This is a genomic window from Chromatiales bacterium, assembly GCA_024234935.1.
GTDB lineage: Bacteria > Pseudomonadota > Gammaproteobacteria > Steroidobacterales.
In genome coordinates, this window is sequence record JACKNI010000002.1 from 421,210 (window position 1) to 436,415 (window position 15,206).

Annotated in this window: 17 protein-coding genes; 5 read left to right on the forward strand and 12 right to left on the reverse strand. The window is 65.5% G+C overall.

All coding sequences use genetic code 11. The annotated features are described in order from the left end of the window. The first annotated feature begins 17 nt into the window (after window positions 1-17). Entirely contained in the window at window positions 18-665 is a 648-nt protein-coding gene (locus H6979_07315; protein ID MCP5139648.1) for an arylesterase, read from the forward strand. Here H6979_07315 and pyrF read toward each other — a convergent pair. Beyond that, on the reverse strand, window positions 634-1,353 hold the full coding sequence (pyrF, locus tag H6979_07320; GenBank protein MCP5139649.1) for an orotidine-5'-phosphate decarboxylase: 720 nt from the start codon (window positions 1,351-1,353) through the stop codon (window positions 634-636). The genes H6979_07315 and pyrF overlap by 32 nt on opposite strands. A 140-nt stretch (window positions 1,354-1,493) precedes the next feature. Between pyrF and H6979_07325 the strand changes: the two genes are divergently transcribed. Then, the gene (locus tag H6979_07325) at window positions 1,494-2,519 is read left to right on the forward strand and encodes a hypothetical protein (GenBank protein ID MCP5139650.1); all 1,026 of its coding nucleotides are present in this window, start codon (window positions 1,494-1,496) and stop codon (window positions 2,517-2,519) included. 9 nt (window positions 2,520-2,528) lie between these two features. On the opposite strand, the gene H6979_07330 is transcribed toward H6979_07325, so the two are convergent. From H6979_07330 to H6979_07370, 9 genes are all read right to left on the reverse strand, one after another. Then, a complete protein-coding gene (locus H6979_07330; protein MCP5139651.1) occupies window positions 2,529-3,149 on the reverse strand; it encodes a hypothetical protein in 621 nt (206 codons plus the stop codon). A gap of 24 nt (window positions 3,150-3,173) precedes the next feature. After that, window positions 3,174-4,151: a DUF3365 domain-containing protein gene (locus tag H6979_07335; GenBank protein MCP5139652.1), complete on the reverse strand. Its 978-nt coding sequence runs from the start codon at window positions 4,149-4,151 to the stop codon at window positions 3,174-3,176. 50 nt (window positions 4,152-4,201) lie between these two features. After that, window positions 4,202-5,932 (reverse strand): BatD family protein, encoded by a 1,731-nt coding sequence (locus H6979_07340; GenBank protein MCP5139653.1) that lies wholly within the window; start codon window positions 5,930-5,932, stop codon window positions 4,202-4,204. After that, window positions 5,929-7,965, reverse strand: a complete 2,037-nt coding sequence (locus H6979_07345) for a VWA domain-containing protein (GenBank protein MCP5139654.1) — start codon at window positions 7,963-7,965, stop codon at window positions 5,929-5,931. The genes H6979_07340 and H6979_07345 overlap by 4 nt, the downstream gene beginning before the upstream one ends. Next, the gene (locus H6979_07350) at window positions 7,962-8,993 is read right to left on the reverse strand and encodes a VWA domain-containing protein (GenBank protein ID MCP5139655.1); all 1,032 of its coding nucleotides are present in this window, start codon (window positions 8,991-8,993) and stop codon (window positions 7,962-7,964) included. The genes H6979_07345 and H6979_07350 overlap by 4 nt, the downstream gene beginning before the upstream one ends. Continuing rightward, window positions 8,990-9,448, reverse strand: coding sequence for a DUF4381 domain-containing protein (locus tag H6979_07355; protein MCP5139656.1), 459 nt, complete (start codon window positions 9,446-9,448; stop codon window positions 8,990-8,992). The genes H6979_07350 and H6979_07355 overlap by 4 nt, the downstream gene beginning before the upstream one ends. Beyond that, window positions 9,445-10,365: a DUF58 domain-containing protein gene (locus tag H6979_07360; protein ID MCP5139657.1), complete on the reverse strand. Its 921-nt coding sequence runs from the start codon at window positions 10,363-10,365 to the stop codon at window positions 9,445-9,447. Before H6979_07360 ends, H6979_07355 begins: the two co-directional genes overlap by 4 nt. Window positions 10,366-10,377: 12 nt before the next feature. Continuing rightward, window positions 10,378-11,400: a MoxR family ATPase gene (locus H6979_07365; protein ID MCP5139658.1), complete on the reverse strand. Its 1,023-nt coding sequence runs from the start codon at window positions 11,398-11,400 to the stop codon at window positions 10,378-10,380. Window positions 11,401-11,548: 148 nt separating this feature from the next. After that, window positions 11,549-12,028: an LEA type 2 family protein gene (locus H6979_07370; protein MCP5139659.1), complete on the reverse strand. Its 480-nt coding sequence runs from the start codon at window positions 12,026-12,028 to the stop codon at window positions 11,549-11,551. 87 nt (window positions 12,029-12,115) lie between these two features. Here H6979_07370 and H6979_07375 point away from each other — a divergent pair, with 87 nt between their 5' ends. Continuing rightward, window positions 12,116-12,808, forward strand: coding sequence for a DUF4197 domain-containing protein (locus H6979_07375; GenBank protein MCP5139660.1), 693 nt, complete (start codon window positions 12,116-12,118; stop codon window positions 12,806-12,808). A gap of 51 nt (window positions 12,809-12,859) precedes the next feature. On the opposite strand, the gene H6979_07380 is transcribed toward H6979_07375, so the two are convergent. Both H6979_07380 and H6979_07385 read right to left on the reverse strand, forming a co-directional pair. Next, on the reverse strand, window positions 12,860-13,228 hold the full coding sequence (locus H6979_07380) for a hypothetical protein (protein MCP5139661.1): 369 nt from the start codon (window positions 13,226-13,228) through the stop codon (window positions 12,860-12,862). Then, window positions 13,225-14,139 (reverse strand): hypothetical protein, encoded by a 915-nt coding sequence (locus H6979_07385; GenBank protein ID MCP5139662.1) that lies wholly within the window; start codon window positions 14,137-14,139, stop codon window positions 13,225-13,227. The genes H6979_07380 and H6979_07385 overlap by 4 nt, the downstream gene beginning before the upstream one ends. Before the next feature lie 177 nt (window positions 14,140-14,316). Between H6979_07385 and H6979_07390 the strand changes: the two genes are divergently transcribed. Together H6979_07390 and H6979_07395 are read left to right on the forward strand one after the other, a co-directional pair. Further along, a complete protein-coding gene (locus H6979_07390) occupies window positions 14,317-14,646 on the forward strand; it encodes a hypothetical protein (GenBank protein MCP5139663.1) in 330 nt (109 codons plus the stop codon). Between the two features lie 82 nt (window positions 14,647-14,728). After that, complete coding sequence (locus tag H6979_07395) at window positions 14,729-15,199, forward strand: hypothetical protein (GenBank protein ID MCP5139664.1); 471 nt, start codon at window positions 14,729-14,731, stop codon at window positions 15,197-15,199. The last annotated feature ends 7 nt before the right edge of the window (window positions 15,200-15,206 follow it).

Here is a 15,206-nt window from a genome sequence, read left to right on the forward strand (position 1 = left end):
ATAAAAACCCGTCATTCATGCGCCAGGCGCTCTTTGCCGCCATCGCCCTGCTGTTGTTGACGTCAGTTGTGCAGGCTGCGGCGGCAGACCGCAACCCCACCGTGCTGATACTCGGCGACAGCCTCAGTGCAGGCTACGGCATGAGCGAACAGGAATCCTGGGTGTCCCTGCTCCGCGACCGGCTGGCAGCCAGAGGGTACGGCTATGAGGTGGTCAACGCCAGCCTCAGCGGTGATACCACGGGCGGCGGTCTGAGTCGCCTGCCACGCGCACTGGCGCTTCATCGACCGGCCATCGTCATCATCGAACTGGGCGGCAACGACGGGCTGCGCGGCACGCCGATCAAGGTCGTGCGCGGCAACCTGGCGAAAATGATCGAACTGAGTCGTGAAGCCGGCGCTGAAGTCATCCTTGCCGGCATGCAGATTCCCACCAACTACGGCAGCCGCTATACCGCGGCCTTCACGGCTGTCTATCCCGAACTGGCAAGACAGTACCGGGTGGATCTGGTCGAATTCTTTCTCGAGCGTGTCGCGCTGGATCTGGAACTGATCCAGCCCGACGGCATACATCCAACCGCGGAAGCGCAGCCCCTGCTGCTCGACAACGTCTGGCCGGTACTGGAAAAGAAACTCAGGAAGCTGCCGAAAACCGCTGCGCGATAGTCTGCTGGATGGCCTCGGCAGCAGCGCGTGGATCCTTGGCATCGCGGATCGGGCGGCCGACCACGATGTAGTTGGCGCCGTCGGCAAAGGCCTGCTCGACGGTGACCACGCGCTTCTGGTCATCGCTCGGCCGGTTCTCGACCGGCCGGATGCCGGGCGTCACGACCAGCAGGCGTTTGTCGATGGCCCGGCGCATGGCGGGCAGCTCGAGCCCGGACGCGACCACACCGTCACAGCCCGCCTCCAGCGCGCGCCGCGCCCGCGACAGCACCAGTGCTTCCACATCGCACTTGAAACCGAGATCGTCGAGATCACCCCGGTCGAGGCTGGTAAGCACCGTCACCGCCAGGATCTTCAGCTCACCCTTGGCCGCAGCGGCCGCTTCCATGATGCCCTGGTTGCCGTGCACGGTGGCAAAGGTAATGCCGCGCTTCGCCAGCAGCGACACAGCACGGCTGACCGTGGCCGGTACATCGAAGAACTTCAGGTCAGCAAAGACCTTCTTGTTCCGCTTCAGCAGCCACTCGACCAGCTCGAAGTAACCACCCGCTGCCATCAGTTCCAGCCCGACCTTGTAGAAAGTCACCGCGTCGCCGAGTTGCTCCACCAGCTGCCGGGCTGCGGTGGCATCCGGTACGTCGAGGGCAAAGATGAGGCGGTCACGGGGGTTGATCGTTGAGGTGCTCATTGCAGCGTCCGGAGCAGGCAAGGGCGTACATTCTAAGACAACAAATACTTGTGCGACTGGACATAAGCATCTATGCGGCGATGCAAAGCCGGGATAGATTTGCTCCCGACATTTGCTTCCCCGCCCTGGAGAACGGTTTCATGACTCGTCACGCTGCTGCATCACTGTCGATTGTGTTCCTGGCCGGCCTGTCCGCCGCAACGATTCAGGCGGCAACCCCGGGCGAAGCGGATGGTTACTCCGCAACCAGCGCACACGCAGCTTACCGGCCCTATCCGGGAGCGCCCGAGATCCAGGACAACCACAGCCAGGACAGTCCCTATACAAGTGCATCTGCAACCACGGGTATCCTCACTGACAGCAACAGCAGCGCAGCCCTGGAAGGCTCGCCCTTCACCACCACGCAGAGTGCTGCCCTGGGCTCGGCCAGTGCCGCGCTGATGGGTGTGCACGCCGGTGTTGCCGTGACCACCGGTGGCGGCAATTTGAACTCCGGATCCGGTACCGCCGAGACTACAGTCAGCTGGTGGGATGGCGTCGTGATCAACAAGGCTGGACTGACGGGCCAGTCCGGCTACTTCACGGCCAGCCTGATACTCGACGGCAATCTGTTCGTGCAGGCCGAGAACCAGACCGCCAGCAATACAGAGAGCGCCTTCGCCACTTTGTCCGTCAAGGGCACCGGGCTTGCACCCATGGGTACCGGTGCAGTCCCTGCAGGGCAGTGTCTCAGCGCGGCGGCTTACTGTGCATACGCCTTCGCGGGCGCCTCCAATATCGGCGGCGCACCCCCCAGCGGTTACTACGAGTTCGGGGCTTTGTCGGTGCTTGTCCCCTTCACCTTTGGTCAGGAGTTTTACCTGGGATATACGCTCAAGGCCAAAGCCACCGCCCAGGCGATTTCATGGGATGAGCTGGCAGTCGCCGGTTCGGCCACCGGCCTCGCAAACTATGCGCACACACTCTCCTGGAGCGGTATCAGCGGCGTGTTCCGCAGCGGCGGTGCGCCGGTGGTGGACTTCAACCTGGAATCGGGCAGCGGCGTCGATTACCGGCTTGCCACGGCATCACCGGTACCGCTGCCTGCCACCAACTTCATGCTGCTGACGGGGCTTTCCGCACTGGGTGCCTGGCGACGCTGGCGGCGACGCTGCTTGATTGGTTGACTTCGAAACTCATGCCGGTTGCAGCCGGATGATCGTCGGATCGTCTGCAAACTCGAGCAGCAGACGACGCACGCGATCCTGCCAGAGCGCCTGAAACTCCTTGCATTCCGCAGCACTCGCCTGCCCGGCGAGACACGAGCGCATCAGCTCAGCCATGCGCGGAACACCGGGAATGGATGACAGATCGGCAGCGACTTCAACTGCTGCGCCGCTGTCCAGGCGCGTGAATCGCAGCGCACCGTGAGTCAGCGGCTGGCTGAAGTACAGCTTGTTGCGGCGGTTGAACTGACCGGCCAGGCCACGAAAGCCGGTATCGCTCGTCGCTCCGGTAATGAGCGTCGCGATGCTCGCGATCACCCCGGCTACGCCGGCATCGTGGGCTTCCGCGAGGTCGACGCGGATGTCGCCACGTACTGGCAGATCATCACCGTAGAGCGCGGCCAGCGCCGCACGCGTCATCAGGAAGGCCGAGGCAACGGTCGGGCAACTGTGGCCGGCAAGCCGGACCGCATCAGCGTAGCGGTACTCGAATACACCGCCGGCAGCAGCACCGAGGAAGTCGGCGAGCGGGTCGCGTACGGTGATCACCGGGGCCTGGCCGTAGAAACCGGGAAATGCAGAAACGGGCATGGCGAGACTCCGAAGCGCCAGGGTCTATGGCGACGCCAACTGGCGCTGCAGGGAAAACGCACCGCGCAGTTCGCCCGCAGCATAGCCCGTGGCGGCATCGTGCGGGTAGTCGCGCTCAAGCGCGGCACGCAGCGCCGGCGGCTCTGACTCCGGTGCGCCGTGACAGGCCAGACACTGGGGTGCCGTGACGATCGCTTTCATGTAACGCACGGACTGGCCCTGCGGGCCCTCGGCGACCTCCAGCGTGTCGATCTGCTTCGCCGCTTCACCGTCCTGCAGACGTTGCTGAAACTGCGCCAGGCCGCGCTGCTCCCAGGCATCGGGCATGCCGGTCAGCGGATTACGCACGCGGGTGCCGACGCGCTTCACTTGCCAGCCGCTCCGGCGCGACAGGCGGCTCGCGATGGCCGGCGCTTCGTCCCGGCATACGGCGATGGCATTGACCGGTCCACCGGCCTGCATCGCCGCCTGGAGTTTTCCGGCCAGCTCCTGCTGGAACTGTGCGGCCAGCGCCGCTGGCGCGGCGATGCCGCCGGCTTCCCATCCCGGATGGGCAAAATACTGTGGGTACTGATCGAGCGCATGCTGGATACGCGAAAGACCATCGGTCGATGGCGACTCACCGGCAAGCGCGGCCGCGCCCTGCAGCATGCCGGCAATCAGTACGTGCAGCACCGCATCGGCTTCCGGCTCAAGCTTGCAGTTGCGGATCAGTTCATCGACCTGGTGACGTATTTCCCCCGCGAGCTGGCGCGAGTCAGCGGGGTTAGGAGCTGCGCCGGCAGCAACCGCCGCCTGTGGCGCCGCGACCAGATTGCGGATCTGTTCCATGCCACGGCGCAGTGGCGCATCGGTCGCCCACTTTGCGCCATGGTCCAGCAGCAGCGCACCGCCCGCAGCATCGTCGTGCTCATGTTGGGCAAAACCGCTGAATGGCGCGCCCAGCAGGATTCCGGCCAGTATCAGGCCGCGCAGTGCCCACAAACCCTTTCCTTGCTGCATGTCGGTTGCCCTCATGGCCATAGGTCCGAAGTCCGGCAAGCACGGGGCAATCAGACCCCGGACCGGTCTCGCGCTGGATACAGCGATGGTAGCCCATCGTGGTCTGCCCGCACCGGCCGGGCGACAAATTGCGGGCCGGCGTGAAACGCCTCGCGCAGCTGTTCCAGGGTTTTCTGTTTATCACTGCCGCCGCTGGCCCACAGGCTGCGTTCGAGTGCCTCGATGGCAGTGCGTTGCCGTGCATCGCCCAGTTTCGACTTGAGCGCGCCGAGCGACGCACTGGCCGGCGAGGTCGTGGCGCGGAGCGCGGCGGCGATCTGGTGCAGCTCACCGCTGCCGAGTGCGCGCTGCAGCTCAGGCAGGGCATCTTCGGCGCGCGCGCCGGACGCCTGCAGGACGGCGACCGCGGATTCGGGCTTGCGGCCGCGTCGCCAGCCCCAGGCCAATGCCAGCACGAGGGCAAGGACGAGGCCGCCCGTCAGCGCCTGCCACAGCCTCAGGGTCGTGACATCGTCCGGCGCAGCGCTGTTTGCGGCCGCTCCATTTGCTTGCCCGTCGGGTGTGACCGGTACGGGTGCCACCACCGGCGGGACAGCCGGTGCCGGCGGCACAGCCCCGGTGCTGCCGGGTTGCGTGACGACACCGGGGGTCACATTGACCGTCATGCCCGGTACCGTCTCTGTCGCAGCCTGATCGGTCGTCGCGTTCCAGTAGTCCAGGCGCATTTCCGGCAGCTGCAGGCTGCCGGCGCGCGCGGGCACCACCGCAAAGCGGCGCGTCACCGTCGCCTCGGGGCGACCATCGACGATGTCATCGTGGCTCTGCTGCGGTTCCGGGAACACCTGGGCGCCGGGAATGGCCGGCAACTGCAGTTCAGGCAACTGGACGGCTGTCGCGCCCTCCGCAAACAGGCTGTATTCGAGCATCAGCGGCTCACCCGCGCGCACTTCGCCGACCACATCCTTGCGGCTGAGGCTGAGACGGTCAGCGACCAGCCACGGTGTGGGCGCACCCGCCGGCAGCGGCCGCACCTCCAGCGTTTCCTGTCTGCCGACCTGGCTGACCGGGGCGAGATTATTGAAAAAGCCGATCGCGTTGTTGCTGCGCGCGCGGCCGCGAAAGCGGGGCGGCGGCAGTGTCATCGGGCCACTCTTTTCCGGCGTCAGCAGATAGTGGCGCTCGAGTACCCGGAAGCGCCGGCCATCGATGTACTGCTCGCTGGTCTGGTCTTCGCCGACCTGCTCAAGGCTCGCGTTTTCCGGCGCATTGACCTCGACCTGGCCTTCCACGAGAGGCACGGCGTAGTACAGGCGCACGGTATAGCCGACGACCTGCTGCACCCGGGGCTCGTGCGTTGAAAGTCCGGTTTCGAAATAGATCTGGTCGCCTCGCTGTGCCGATCCCGGGGTGGCCGGTGTCACGGTCAGCGAAAGTGCCTGCGTACTGCCATTGCCGACCTTGATTGGCGGAATCGTGTAGACACCGGATGCACGTGGCTCGAGGATCACCTCATAGCTGATGTGCGACTCGGTCTGCCAGTTCCGGATGGTCGTACTGGTACTGCTGGACTGGCCGCGCAGATCGAAGTCTTTCTGCAGGGCGCTGAAGTCAGGCGCGGTGTTCCCGTCGCCTTCGGCTTCCACATGCAGCGTGGTGCTTTCGCCGAGTGCGATGCGCTCCGGCTGCAGCCATGCGCGCGGCGCCGCCGACACGCTGATGGCCGTGAGCAACAGGCAGAGAAACATGCCCTGGCGCACACAGCGGGCGGCGAGCCGGTTCATGGTGCTTCTCCCTTCTCCTGACGCCGCTCGTATTCGAGCGCAAACTTCCAGCGCAGCAAGCCGCCCGGATCGTCGGGTACACGCCGCAACCACTGTTGCAGCGCCTGCCGATGCTCGGCCTTTTCGCGGTCTTCAGGGCCCAGCCGGGCAACGGGCGTCGAAGACTGGTCCGCCTGGCCGGCCTGCTCACTTGCGGACTGACGCGCCAGCGCCTGCTGCATCTCGCGCTTTGCCGCGGCGTCGGCTTCGCGCTGCGCGTCTGCCGATGCAGCCGGTCCGGTTTCGGGTTGCTGCTCCGCCCGATCACTGCCGGTTGAGTCTGCTGCGGCGGAACCGGAAGGCTTTGCTGACTGGTTTCCCGATTCGGCGGACTGGTCCTGCTTGTCCTGGTCCTGCTTGTCCTGGTCCGATTTGCCCTTATCCGGTTTGCCCTGGCCTTGACTGTCCTGATCCTGCTGACCCTCGCCCCGCTTCTGCTGACCGGTCTTGTCCTCGCCCTGCTGATCCTGCTTGTCCTGCTGCTCCTGTTCCGGCGGCTTCCGTTGCCTGAGCGCATCCTCAACGGCTTTCCGGTTGGCGAGCGCATCCGCCATATCGGGTTCCCTCGCGAGCGCCTTGTCATAGGCGGCGAGTGCCTGCTCATAGTCACCGGCCATGGCGAGCGCGTTGCCGAGGTTGTACTGCGCGTCCGCACTGTCACCGGCGGCAAAATCCCGCGCGGCGGCCGACCAGTCCTTGCTGCGATACGCGGCCGCGCCGCGCAGCGACGGGTCCGGTGCGAGTTCGCGCGCCCTGGCGAGATCGCCGGATTCAAACGCGGCGCGGGCGCGCTGGTCCTGGCGCTGCCACAACCGGTCCCAGGCGGCAGCCGGAACCGATGGCGGCTTTGCGGATGCAGGTGGCACTGCTGGCGCTGGTGCGCCGCCGGACGACCCTGCGGGAACGGCCGTTGCGGCCGCCGCCGGCGCTGGCTGCCACAGGACCGCCAGCGTCAGCACCAGCGGCAACAGCGCCAGCACCTGGTGCCGACGAAAGCCGAGCAGCGCCAGCGGCAACAGCAGGAGCACCAGCCAATAGCCATCATCGCCGCGTTGAACGGTGGTTGCTGTCCTCGCCGCAGCCTCGCCATCGGCACCAGTCGTGCCGGGACTCGTCGCCTGGCTTGCCGGACCCTGCGGATCGAGCACGCCCAGTGCATCGAGGTCGCTGCCATCCACCGTCAGCTCGACCGCCGTGCCACCGCCGCGGGCCGCAAGCGCGCGCAGGCTGCCCATGTCCAGGCGCGCGAGCTGCACCTGACCCTGCGCATCGCTGATGAAGCCGCTGGCGCTCGTCATCGGCGCACCTGCTGCCGTGCCGACCCCGAGCGCCGACACGCGGAAACCCTGCGAGCGGGCGCGCGCGGCGGCCGCTTCCGCCCGTGCATCGGCGTGGTCCGTGACCAGCAGGATATCGCCGCGCTCGAAGCCCGCGCGCTTCATGATGCTGACGGCGTGCTCGATGGCGCGATCGGCACGCTGGCCATCTACGGGCATGAGATCAGGCGCCAGGCTGTCGACCACGACCTCTGCTGTAGCCGCATCGCGCGTCATCGGCGCAGCCGTGAACGCGTCACCGGCCCAGGCGACCAGGCCGACTTCGCCGCCACGTCGTTGTTTGAGCAAGGCACTGACTTTCGCGCGTGCCTGCTGCAGGCGCGATGGCGCGAGATCGGTGGCGAGCATCGCCGAAGAGAGATCCATCGCGATCACCAGCGGTGCCTTTACCTGCCACAGCGGCGCCTTCTGCTGCTGCCACGAGGGCCCGGCCAGCGCGACGATGGCGATCGCCGCACCCAGGGGGATCAGCCAGGAGCGCAGCGAGGCGGGATCCTTGCGCGTGGTCTCGATGAGGTGCGGCAGCAGATGCGGATCGACCGCCTGCTGCCAGGCGTTGCGCCCGTCGCGTCGCGAACGCTGCAGAAAGACCAGCGCCGGCACCAGCAACAGCGCCAGCAGCCACCAGGGACGCAGGAAGATGAAGTCCGCGCTCATCGGCTGCTGCTCACGGGAATGCGCCCGCCAAAACGCACATGGCGCTGCGCGAAGCCCAGCGCTGCAACCACCAGGGCGAGCGCCAGCGGCAACGGATAGCGCTCGATGCGCAGACGTTGCACTTCGCCAGGCCGGGGCGATGGTTCGATGCGATCCAGTTCGGCATAAATGCCGGCGAGCTCATCGGTATCACGGGCGCGAAAGTAGCGACCGCCGGTCTGCTCTGCGATCGAGCGCAGCGTCGCTTCATCGATCTCCGCGGGCTGCTGCAGGCGCAAGCCAAACATGCCCAGCGCCTGTTGCTCGCCGCCAAAGCCGATCGTGTGTACGCGAACCTTTGCATCGACCGCGAGCTGCGTGGCCTGCTCCGGTGAAATCGCGCCGGCGGTATTGACGCCATCGGTCAGCAGGATCAGTACGCGTTGTCCCTGATCGTTGCCGGCATCCCGGGTCAGGCGCTTCACCGTCAGTGCAATCGCATCGCCGATCGCAGTCTGCGTTCCGGCCAGCCCGACCACGCTGTCCTCGAGTTGCTGGCGGACAGCGTCACGATCCGTGGTGAGTGGCGTGACGGCATAGGCACGCTCACCGAACAGCAAAAGGCCCACGCGGTCGCCCACCCGCCGGTCCAGAAAGTCGCCCAGCACGGCTTTCACCGCGGTCAGACGATCGACGGCATAGGCTCCGAGGCGCATGTCTTCCGTCCCCATGCTCTGCGAGAGATCGACCGCCAGCAGCAGGTCGCGGCCGGTCTCGGGTGGCTGAACCGCTGGACCCAGCTGCTGTGGCCGCGCAGCCGCAACACAAAGCAGAGCCCAGGCCAGCAAGGGGAGCAAAGGCCAGCGCATGCCGGGCGCACGATCGGCCTGCGTCTGCAGCGCGCGTACGTCATCACCGAAGGGAATGCGCAGCGCTGCTTCGAGCCCGGTGCGGACGGCCGGCAGCAGGCGTGCCGCTAGCCAGGGCAGCGGCAAAGCCAGCAGCAGCCATGGCCATGCCAATACCAGGTTCGAATAACTGTCGCTCATGGCGAAGTCACCAGGCTCAGGAAGCACCGTCGCGCGACGTCGATCAGGGCGTCCACTGCCGCCGCATCGATCTGCGGCTGCCAGGGTCCGTTGAGCAGGATGCGCCAGGTCTCTGTTGCAGGCGGCTGCTGCTCATCGACCCGGGTCAGGAAACGCAGCCAGTCCTCACCCTGCAGGCTGGCAGCGCGCGGATCGCGCAGGCGGGCGGCACGGCGAAGCAGCTGGGAGATGGCGGCCAGTCGCGCGCCGGGATCGCCGAGACTCGCCGCCGCATCAAACTCCGCCATCAACCGGGTGAGACGACGGCGCCGGCGAACGTGGCGCCATATCCAGCGCGTGAGCAGCACCGCGGCGAGGATCAGCAGGATCGCCAGCAGCCACCAGCCGGGCGCGGGCGGCCACCAGGACGGTTCGGCCGGCAAATGGATATCGCGCAGCTGCAGCTGCGGATTCATGCCGCCTCCCGCCGCCGCGGCAACAGCGCGCCGAGTACCTGTTCAGGCGCCTGGTCGGTACGGATCGTCAGCGTCCGCCAGCCGAGGCGCTTGAGTCGTTCCTGCGTGAGACTGAAACGTTCCGCAAAGGCGTGGTGCCAGCGCTCGCGGCCCGCACGATCGGCGAGATCGAGTTCGATCCGCGCGCGACCTGCCGCGAAAGCAAGCCGCGCCTGCGGCGGCGCGAGCTCCAGCGGATCCACGATCAGCACCGCAATCGCGTCGTGATGCGCAGACAGGGCCGTCAGCCGCGCGTCGACCAGCGCCTCGATGCTGCGTGGGTCGGCGAGAGTGAGGATGCGCGAACCCGGCTTGCCGAGCCTTTGAACCGCCCGCAGCGCAAAGTCGAGACCAGCATCGTCCACCGGCGGCCGCGCATACCACCGTGCCAGCGCATCGAGTACACGCAGCGCACCGCGAGGACCACCGGACGGCGGGCGCGGGGCTTCGCCGGGCGTGCCGCGCAAGGCCGTGATGCGATCGCCGCTGCGCTGCGCAGCCCAGGTGGCAAGCGCACCGACGCGGGCCGCCTGCACGGACTTGAAGCACTGGCGGGTACCGAAATACAGCGCCGGTGCCGTATCCGCCACGATGAAGCTCACCCGGTCGCGTTCAGCATGGAAAACCTTGGTGTGTGGACGACCGGTACGCGCGGTGACGCGCCAGTCGATGTGGCGCGCATCGTCACCCTGCGCATAGAGTCGCGATTCGGCATAGTCCATCCCGCGCCCGCGCAAGGGCGACAGCGCCGGTCCGTCCTGCGGCGCACTGCCACGCTGTGGCGGCGGCCATGCGAGGACTCTTGCACGCAACGCGATCAGCTCGGCCAATGCCGGCCGGATGCCATGGCCCTCAGGCTGGAGTGATTCCCGTGCCATCGTTTCGGCCGGTCACGGCAGCGGCACGTGCCTGAGCACTTCATCCACGAGGCGCGGGCCGTCCCAGCCTTCGGCGGTGGCCTCGTAACTGGGGAGCACGCGATGACCGAGCACATCGCGGGCAACAGCGTGTACATCATCTGGCGTCACGAAATCCCGCCCGCCCAGCCAGGCCCGTGCGCGTGCGCAGCGCTCGAGCGCGATCGAACCGCGCGGACTTGCACCCCAGGCGATGCGTCTTGCAAGCGTCTTGTCGTAGGGGCTGGCGTCGCGCGTGGCGAGCACCAGTTCCACGACATACTGCTCGAGCGCAGGGGCGAAATGCACGTCGAGGATCGCGGCGCGTGCCGCGAAGACCTCAGCCTGCGATACGCGCTGCGGAAGCACCGGTGCGGCCTGCAAGGCATCGCGCACCTGGTTGCGTACCAGCCGCAGGATCTCCATTTCAGCGCTGGCATCCGGATATCCGACCCGCACCAGCATCAGGAACCGATCGAGCTGCGCTTCGGGCAAGGGATAGGTGCCCTCCTGTTCGATCGGGTTTTGCGTGGCCATCACCAGGAACAGTTTCGGCAATGAATATGTCTTTCCGCCGACCGTGATCTGTCTTTCGCCCATCGCCTCCAGCAGTGCCGACTGCACCTTCGCCGGTGCGCGATTGATCTCGTCGGCGAGCAGCAGGTTGTGAAACAGCGGTCCCGGCTGGAATTCAAAGCGGCCCTCCTGCTGTCGCCAGATATCGGTACCGGTGAGGTCCGAGGGCAGCAGGTCCGGCGTGAACTGCAGACGCTGGAAATCAGCCTCGACGTGCGATGCGAGCGTCTTCACCGCCGTGGTCTTGGCAAGACCGGGCGCACCCTCGACCAGCAGATGCCCGTCCGCGAGCAGGGCGATCAGCAGGCTGTCCACCAGCGAAGCCTGGCCGATGATGGCCGTCGAGAGTACGTCCCGCAGTGCCCGGAACCGGGCGTGCAGGGCGTCGTTGGCGGGCGGAGAATTCTCCGCAGCAGCAGCAGGGTCAACGAGAGCGGTCATCAAGCAGTCTCTCCGCAGGCCATGAGACCAGACTAGGGTCTGTCGCCGGATTTTCAACCAGTCCGGCCGGCGAGGGAGAATTAAGATTTCTTTAGACGGTCTTAAGGTGACCCGCTGTCAGGGCGTTTCCGCAACGACAGCGTTCTGCCTATCGGACGCTTGATCCCGACAGTGCAAATTCGCCCTGGGTCTCGAACCGGCGCGTCGCCAGCAGGCCGCCGCCCAGCTTGCCGGTCAGCTTGTAGCTGATCTGGTCCACGGGCTTGCCGTCGAGCACACCCGTGAACTGACGCGCCATGCGCATCGCCGACACGCTGACGGGTACGCGGATCAGCGACTCACCAAAGGCGGGCAAACTACCGCCCTGGTCGCTGACGCCCGTCGCGAAGGTCTTGTCCTGCACATCGAGCTGCAGGTAGACGCCGTCGTAGTCCACCGGCGTGCTGTTCGGGTTCTGCACCCGCAGCCGCACCATCAGCCGCAGTTCCAGCCCCTCGCCCGGCAACGGCTCTATGCCCGCCACCGTGACCTGCAGCGGGTCTCCTGGCGTGAGGCTGGCGCATCCCGCGAGCTGGGCACCGAGCACGGCCGAGAGCAGGAGCGCGGGCAGGCGAAAGCGGTAGCGCATGGGTGGATCCCGGATCAGCAAACCGGATGACAGTCTGGCGGCGGCTCAGGCGATTGGCAATTCGCTCAACAGGAGTAGCATCGGGCCATGCGCAATCCAAGCTTGTTGATGAGCCTCGGCCTGCTAACCCTGCTGTCGGCTGTACAGCCCGGCTTCGCGGCCGGTATCGACAGCCTCTCCAATGCCGACTCGGTCAGGGGCCTCAAGGACGCCCTGACCCAGGGTGCCACCCGGGCTGTCAGCCAGCTGGGTGCTGCTGACGGCTTTCTTGGCAACTCCAGTGTCCGCATCCCGCTGCCCGATTCACTCCGGAAGATCGAACGCGGTCTCAAGTTCATGGGCAAAGGCGATGAGGCGGATCAGCTGGTCACCAGCATGAACCGCGCCGCAGAAATGGCCGTGAGTGAGGCAAGCCCGGTACTGTTGGATGCCGTGAAGAAAATGAGCGTCCAGGATGCAAAGGGCATCCTCACCGGCGGCGATACGGCTGCGACCGACTACTTTCGCAAGACCACGTCGGAAACGCTGACGATCAAGTTCCTGCCCATCGTCCAGCGGGCGACCGCCAAGGTGCAGCTGGCCGAGCAATACAACAGCCTTGCCGGCCAGGGCGAGCGACTGGGCCTCGTGAAATCGGAAGACGCGAGTATCGACAGCTACGTGACCCGCAAGGCCCTGGACGGCCTGTTCCTGGTCATCGGCGAGCAGGAGCGCGCAATGCGTCAGGATCCGCTGGGCGCCGCGACGGGCCTCGCCCGGAAGGTCTTCAGCGCGCTCTGATTGGCGCCTGGTCCATGGCTATCGCGGGCAGGACGCGCTGCACATCAGTTATCAGTTGGGTGCCGGCAATGGCGCTGAAGCCTGCCACTCGGCGAGCACGGCCTCGCTGAACGTTGCCTCGGGATTTCTTGCACAGAACGCAAGCATCTTGCTGAATGCGTGTTCCCTGGCCTCACCGGTGGCCGGTAATGCGCGCTTTGCTGCCGCCGGACCGCTCGCGCTGCGACCTGCAAAATAGCCCTGCGCCCAGTTATAGAACTGCCGCTCGGTACCGGTTGGCGCACGCTCGTACATCTTCTCCAGCAGTTCACAGTGGATCGCAGCGGGATCATCCGCCCCGAATGAAGACCCGCCTGTATCGAAGGCCGCGCTGGCCGTCGAAACCAGCGTCATCACCAGAGTGAGAAAGGCGGTTCTCATGATGCCTCCAGCTCGGAAGGTTTTTTTGGCGTGCGCATGGTCAGGATTGTCACGATGACGCAGCCGACGACGATCATCGTGCACTCGAGAATATAGTCCTGCGGGTGCAACCAGACCTCGGTAAACATGTTCCATCGGCTCAGGAACTCGACGTCAACCCAGAGGATGATCGAAGTCGGAATGGCATAGCGTACGGCCGACGAGACCCGCCTGTACTTCATCAGGCGGATGAACAGGTAGATCCCCCAGACAAAGCAGGCGAAGAACGATGCGTAGGCGATCCAGTGACGGGCGCCAACCAGTGAGGGGTCATAGATTGTCAGCTGGGCCAGATAGAAGAACCAGGTAATGAACACGGTCTCCATGAAGGTGATCGCGGCAAAGTTGCGGTCCCGGCCGCTGGTCCGCTCACCCATGTACATGCCGAGACGCTGGTGGAACCAGACAAAGAAATTGCAGCGGGTTTCCTTGTTGAAGAAGAAATAGAAAAACGACGTCATCATGACGCCCACCGAGGTGGTCATCATCATGTATTCCGGCAGCTGAATGATCTCGGTACCTTCGAGCTGCACAGGTACGCCGTAAAGTATCCGGCCGTAGAACATGAATGCGAACTCGACCCAGCTGGTCCACAGCAGGGTGCCGGCAAAGAACCCCAGCCACGTACCGATCGCTTCCCTGCGGAGCTTGACGCCGATCCACAGGATGTAGATGCCAATCGCACCCATCAGAAAGGCTGCTGTGTAGCGATGTTCCTCACCGAACAGGTGTTCGGTGAGCACCATTACGCCGTGAGCGATGGGAATGATCATCAGCGCGGCGGTGAACGCCATGATGCCGATGAAAGGTGGACGATAAATGGCACGGAGGATCGGGTTGGATGGCGCTGCATCAACAGTGGTTGCTGTCATGGTCTGGCCTCGCTGGCGTTGTCTCAAGAGGTGCCTGGACAGAGTCTACGCCGGTTTATCGACATTGCAATCAATTGTGTCGGCTTCCGCCGGGACTGTTGCGGCGCCAAATGCCGCAGACACGACAGCCCCGGTTTGGCATCGCGAGGCCGGTGGCGGCTGTTATTCTCAGCGGCTATGGCCACCCCTGATGGACACGATGAGCTGGTCGTCGGCGCCGCCCAGCTCATACTGGCCGAAAAGCGCACGGCGCTGTCGCTGATGCGCACCGGCATCGCGGTCTTTGCGCTGCCACTCGCCACGATCAGCGCGCTGATTGCCACCTCGAAATACTATGACATCGAGAAGGTGCTGAGCCTCTTCATCCCGATCATGGTGATCAACGCCGGCCTGGTGCTGCTCGGCGCCTATCTGGTCGTGCGGGCCATCCGCGGAGTCCACCACACCGACCGACTGCTCGCGGACCTGAAGCAGTCGCATCCGATGCTGGCACCGTATCTCGGCTAGGTCCCTGCGGCCGACCACTTGACACCACCCCTAATCTGGATACTATGCGCATCCTTCTATGTCTATGCGCATGGGGTTGTGAATGCCGGTTGGCGCCGAACAGCGCGATGAACGACAGCAGGCGATCCTGAAAATCCTGCGGCAGCGGCATGTGTCGCGGCAGGACGAGCTTGTCGAGCTGTTGCGCAAGCGCGGGATCGAAGCGACGCAATCGAGCATCAGCCGGGATCTGCGCCAGCTGGGGATCTCCAAGCTGGGCCAGGAATACCGGCCGGTGACTGAAGATGAGGAGCCGGACACCAGCCGGGACATGGCGGTGCTGGCGGACTTCGTGAAGGAGATCCGGACCGCAGGGCCCTATCAGACGGTGGTGAAGACGGTGGAAGGCGGCGCCCAGCAGGTGGCGCTTTCACTGGACCGCTCGGGCTGGCCGGAGATCGTCGGCACGGTATCCGGCGACGACACCATATTTGTTGCCACCGGCAGCGGTGGCGACCAGAAACGGCTCGTGGCACGGCTTCGGGCCCGGTTCAGCAGCGGTTCCGGCAACTGAGTCCGGC

Bases quoted from the DNA above. Each gene is read 5' to 3' on its own strand.
- H6979_07315 (MCP5139648.1), top strand. From the start codon at position 18: ATGCGCCAGGCGCTCTTTGCCGCCATCGCCCTGCTGTTGTTGACGTCA.
- pyrF (MCP5139649.1), bottom strand. From the start codon at position 1,353: ATGAGCACCTCAACGATCAACCCCCGTGACCGCCTCATCTTTGCCCTC.
- H6979_07325 (MCP5139650.1), top strand. From the start codon at position 1,494: ATGACTCGTCACGCTGCTGCATCACTGTCGATTGTGTTCCTGGCCGGC.
- H6979_07330 (MCP5139651.1), bottom strand. From the start codon at position 3,149: ATGCCCGTTTCTGCATTTCCCGGTTTCTACGGCCAGGCCCCGGTGATC.
- H6979_07335 (MCP5139652.1), bottom strand. From the start codon at position 4,151: ATGCAGCAAGGAAAGGGTTTGTGGGCACTGCGCGGCCTGATACTGGCC.
- H6979_07340 (MCP5139653.1), bottom strand. From the start codon at position 5,932: ATGAACCGGCTCGCCGCCCGCTGTGTGCGCCAGGGCATGTTTCTCTGC.
- H6979_07345 (MCP5139654.1), bottom strand. From the start codon at position 7,965: ATGAGCGCGGACTTCATCTTCCTGCGTCCCTGGTGGCTGCTGGCGCTG.
- H6979_07350 (MCP5139655.1), bottom strand. From the start codon at position 8,993: ATGAGCGACAGTTATTCGAACCTGGTATTGGCATGGCCATGGCTGCTG.
- H6979_07355 (MCP5139656.1), bottom strand. From the start codon at position 9,448: ATGAATCCGCAGCTGCAGCTGCGCGATATCCATTTGCCGGCCGAACCG.
- H6979_07360 (MCP5139657.1), bottom strand. From the start codon at position 10,365: ATGGCACGGGAATCACTCCAGCCTGAGGGCCATGGCATCCGGCCGGCA.
- H6979_07365 (MCP5139658.1), bottom strand. From the start codon at position 11,400: ATGACCGCTCTCGTTGACCCTGCTGCTGCTGCGGAGAATTCTCCGCCC.
- H6979_07370 (MCP5139659.1), bottom strand. From the start codon at position 12,028: ATGCGCTACCGCTTTCGCCTGCCCGCGCTCCTGCTCTCGGCCGTGCTC.
- H6979_07375 (MCP5139660.1), top strand. From the start codon at position 12,116: ATGCGCAATCCAAGCTTGTTGATGAGCCTCGGCCTGCTAACCCTGCTG.
- H6979_07380 (MCP5139661.1), bottom strand. From the start codon at position 13,228: ATGAGAACCGCCTTTCTCACTCTGGTGATGACGCTGGTTTCGACGGCC.
- H6979_07385 (MCP5139662.1), bottom strand. From the start codon at position 14,139: ATGACAGCAACCACTGTTGATGCAGCGCCATCCAACCCGATCCTCCGT.
- H6979_07390 (MCP5139663.1), top strand. From the start codon at position 14,317: ATGGCCACCCCTGATGGACACGATGAGCTGGTCGTCGGCGCCGCCCAG.
- H6979_07395 (MCP5139664.1), top strand. From the start codon at position 14,729: ATGCCGGTTGGCGCCGAACAGCGCGATGAACGACAGCAGGCGATCCTG.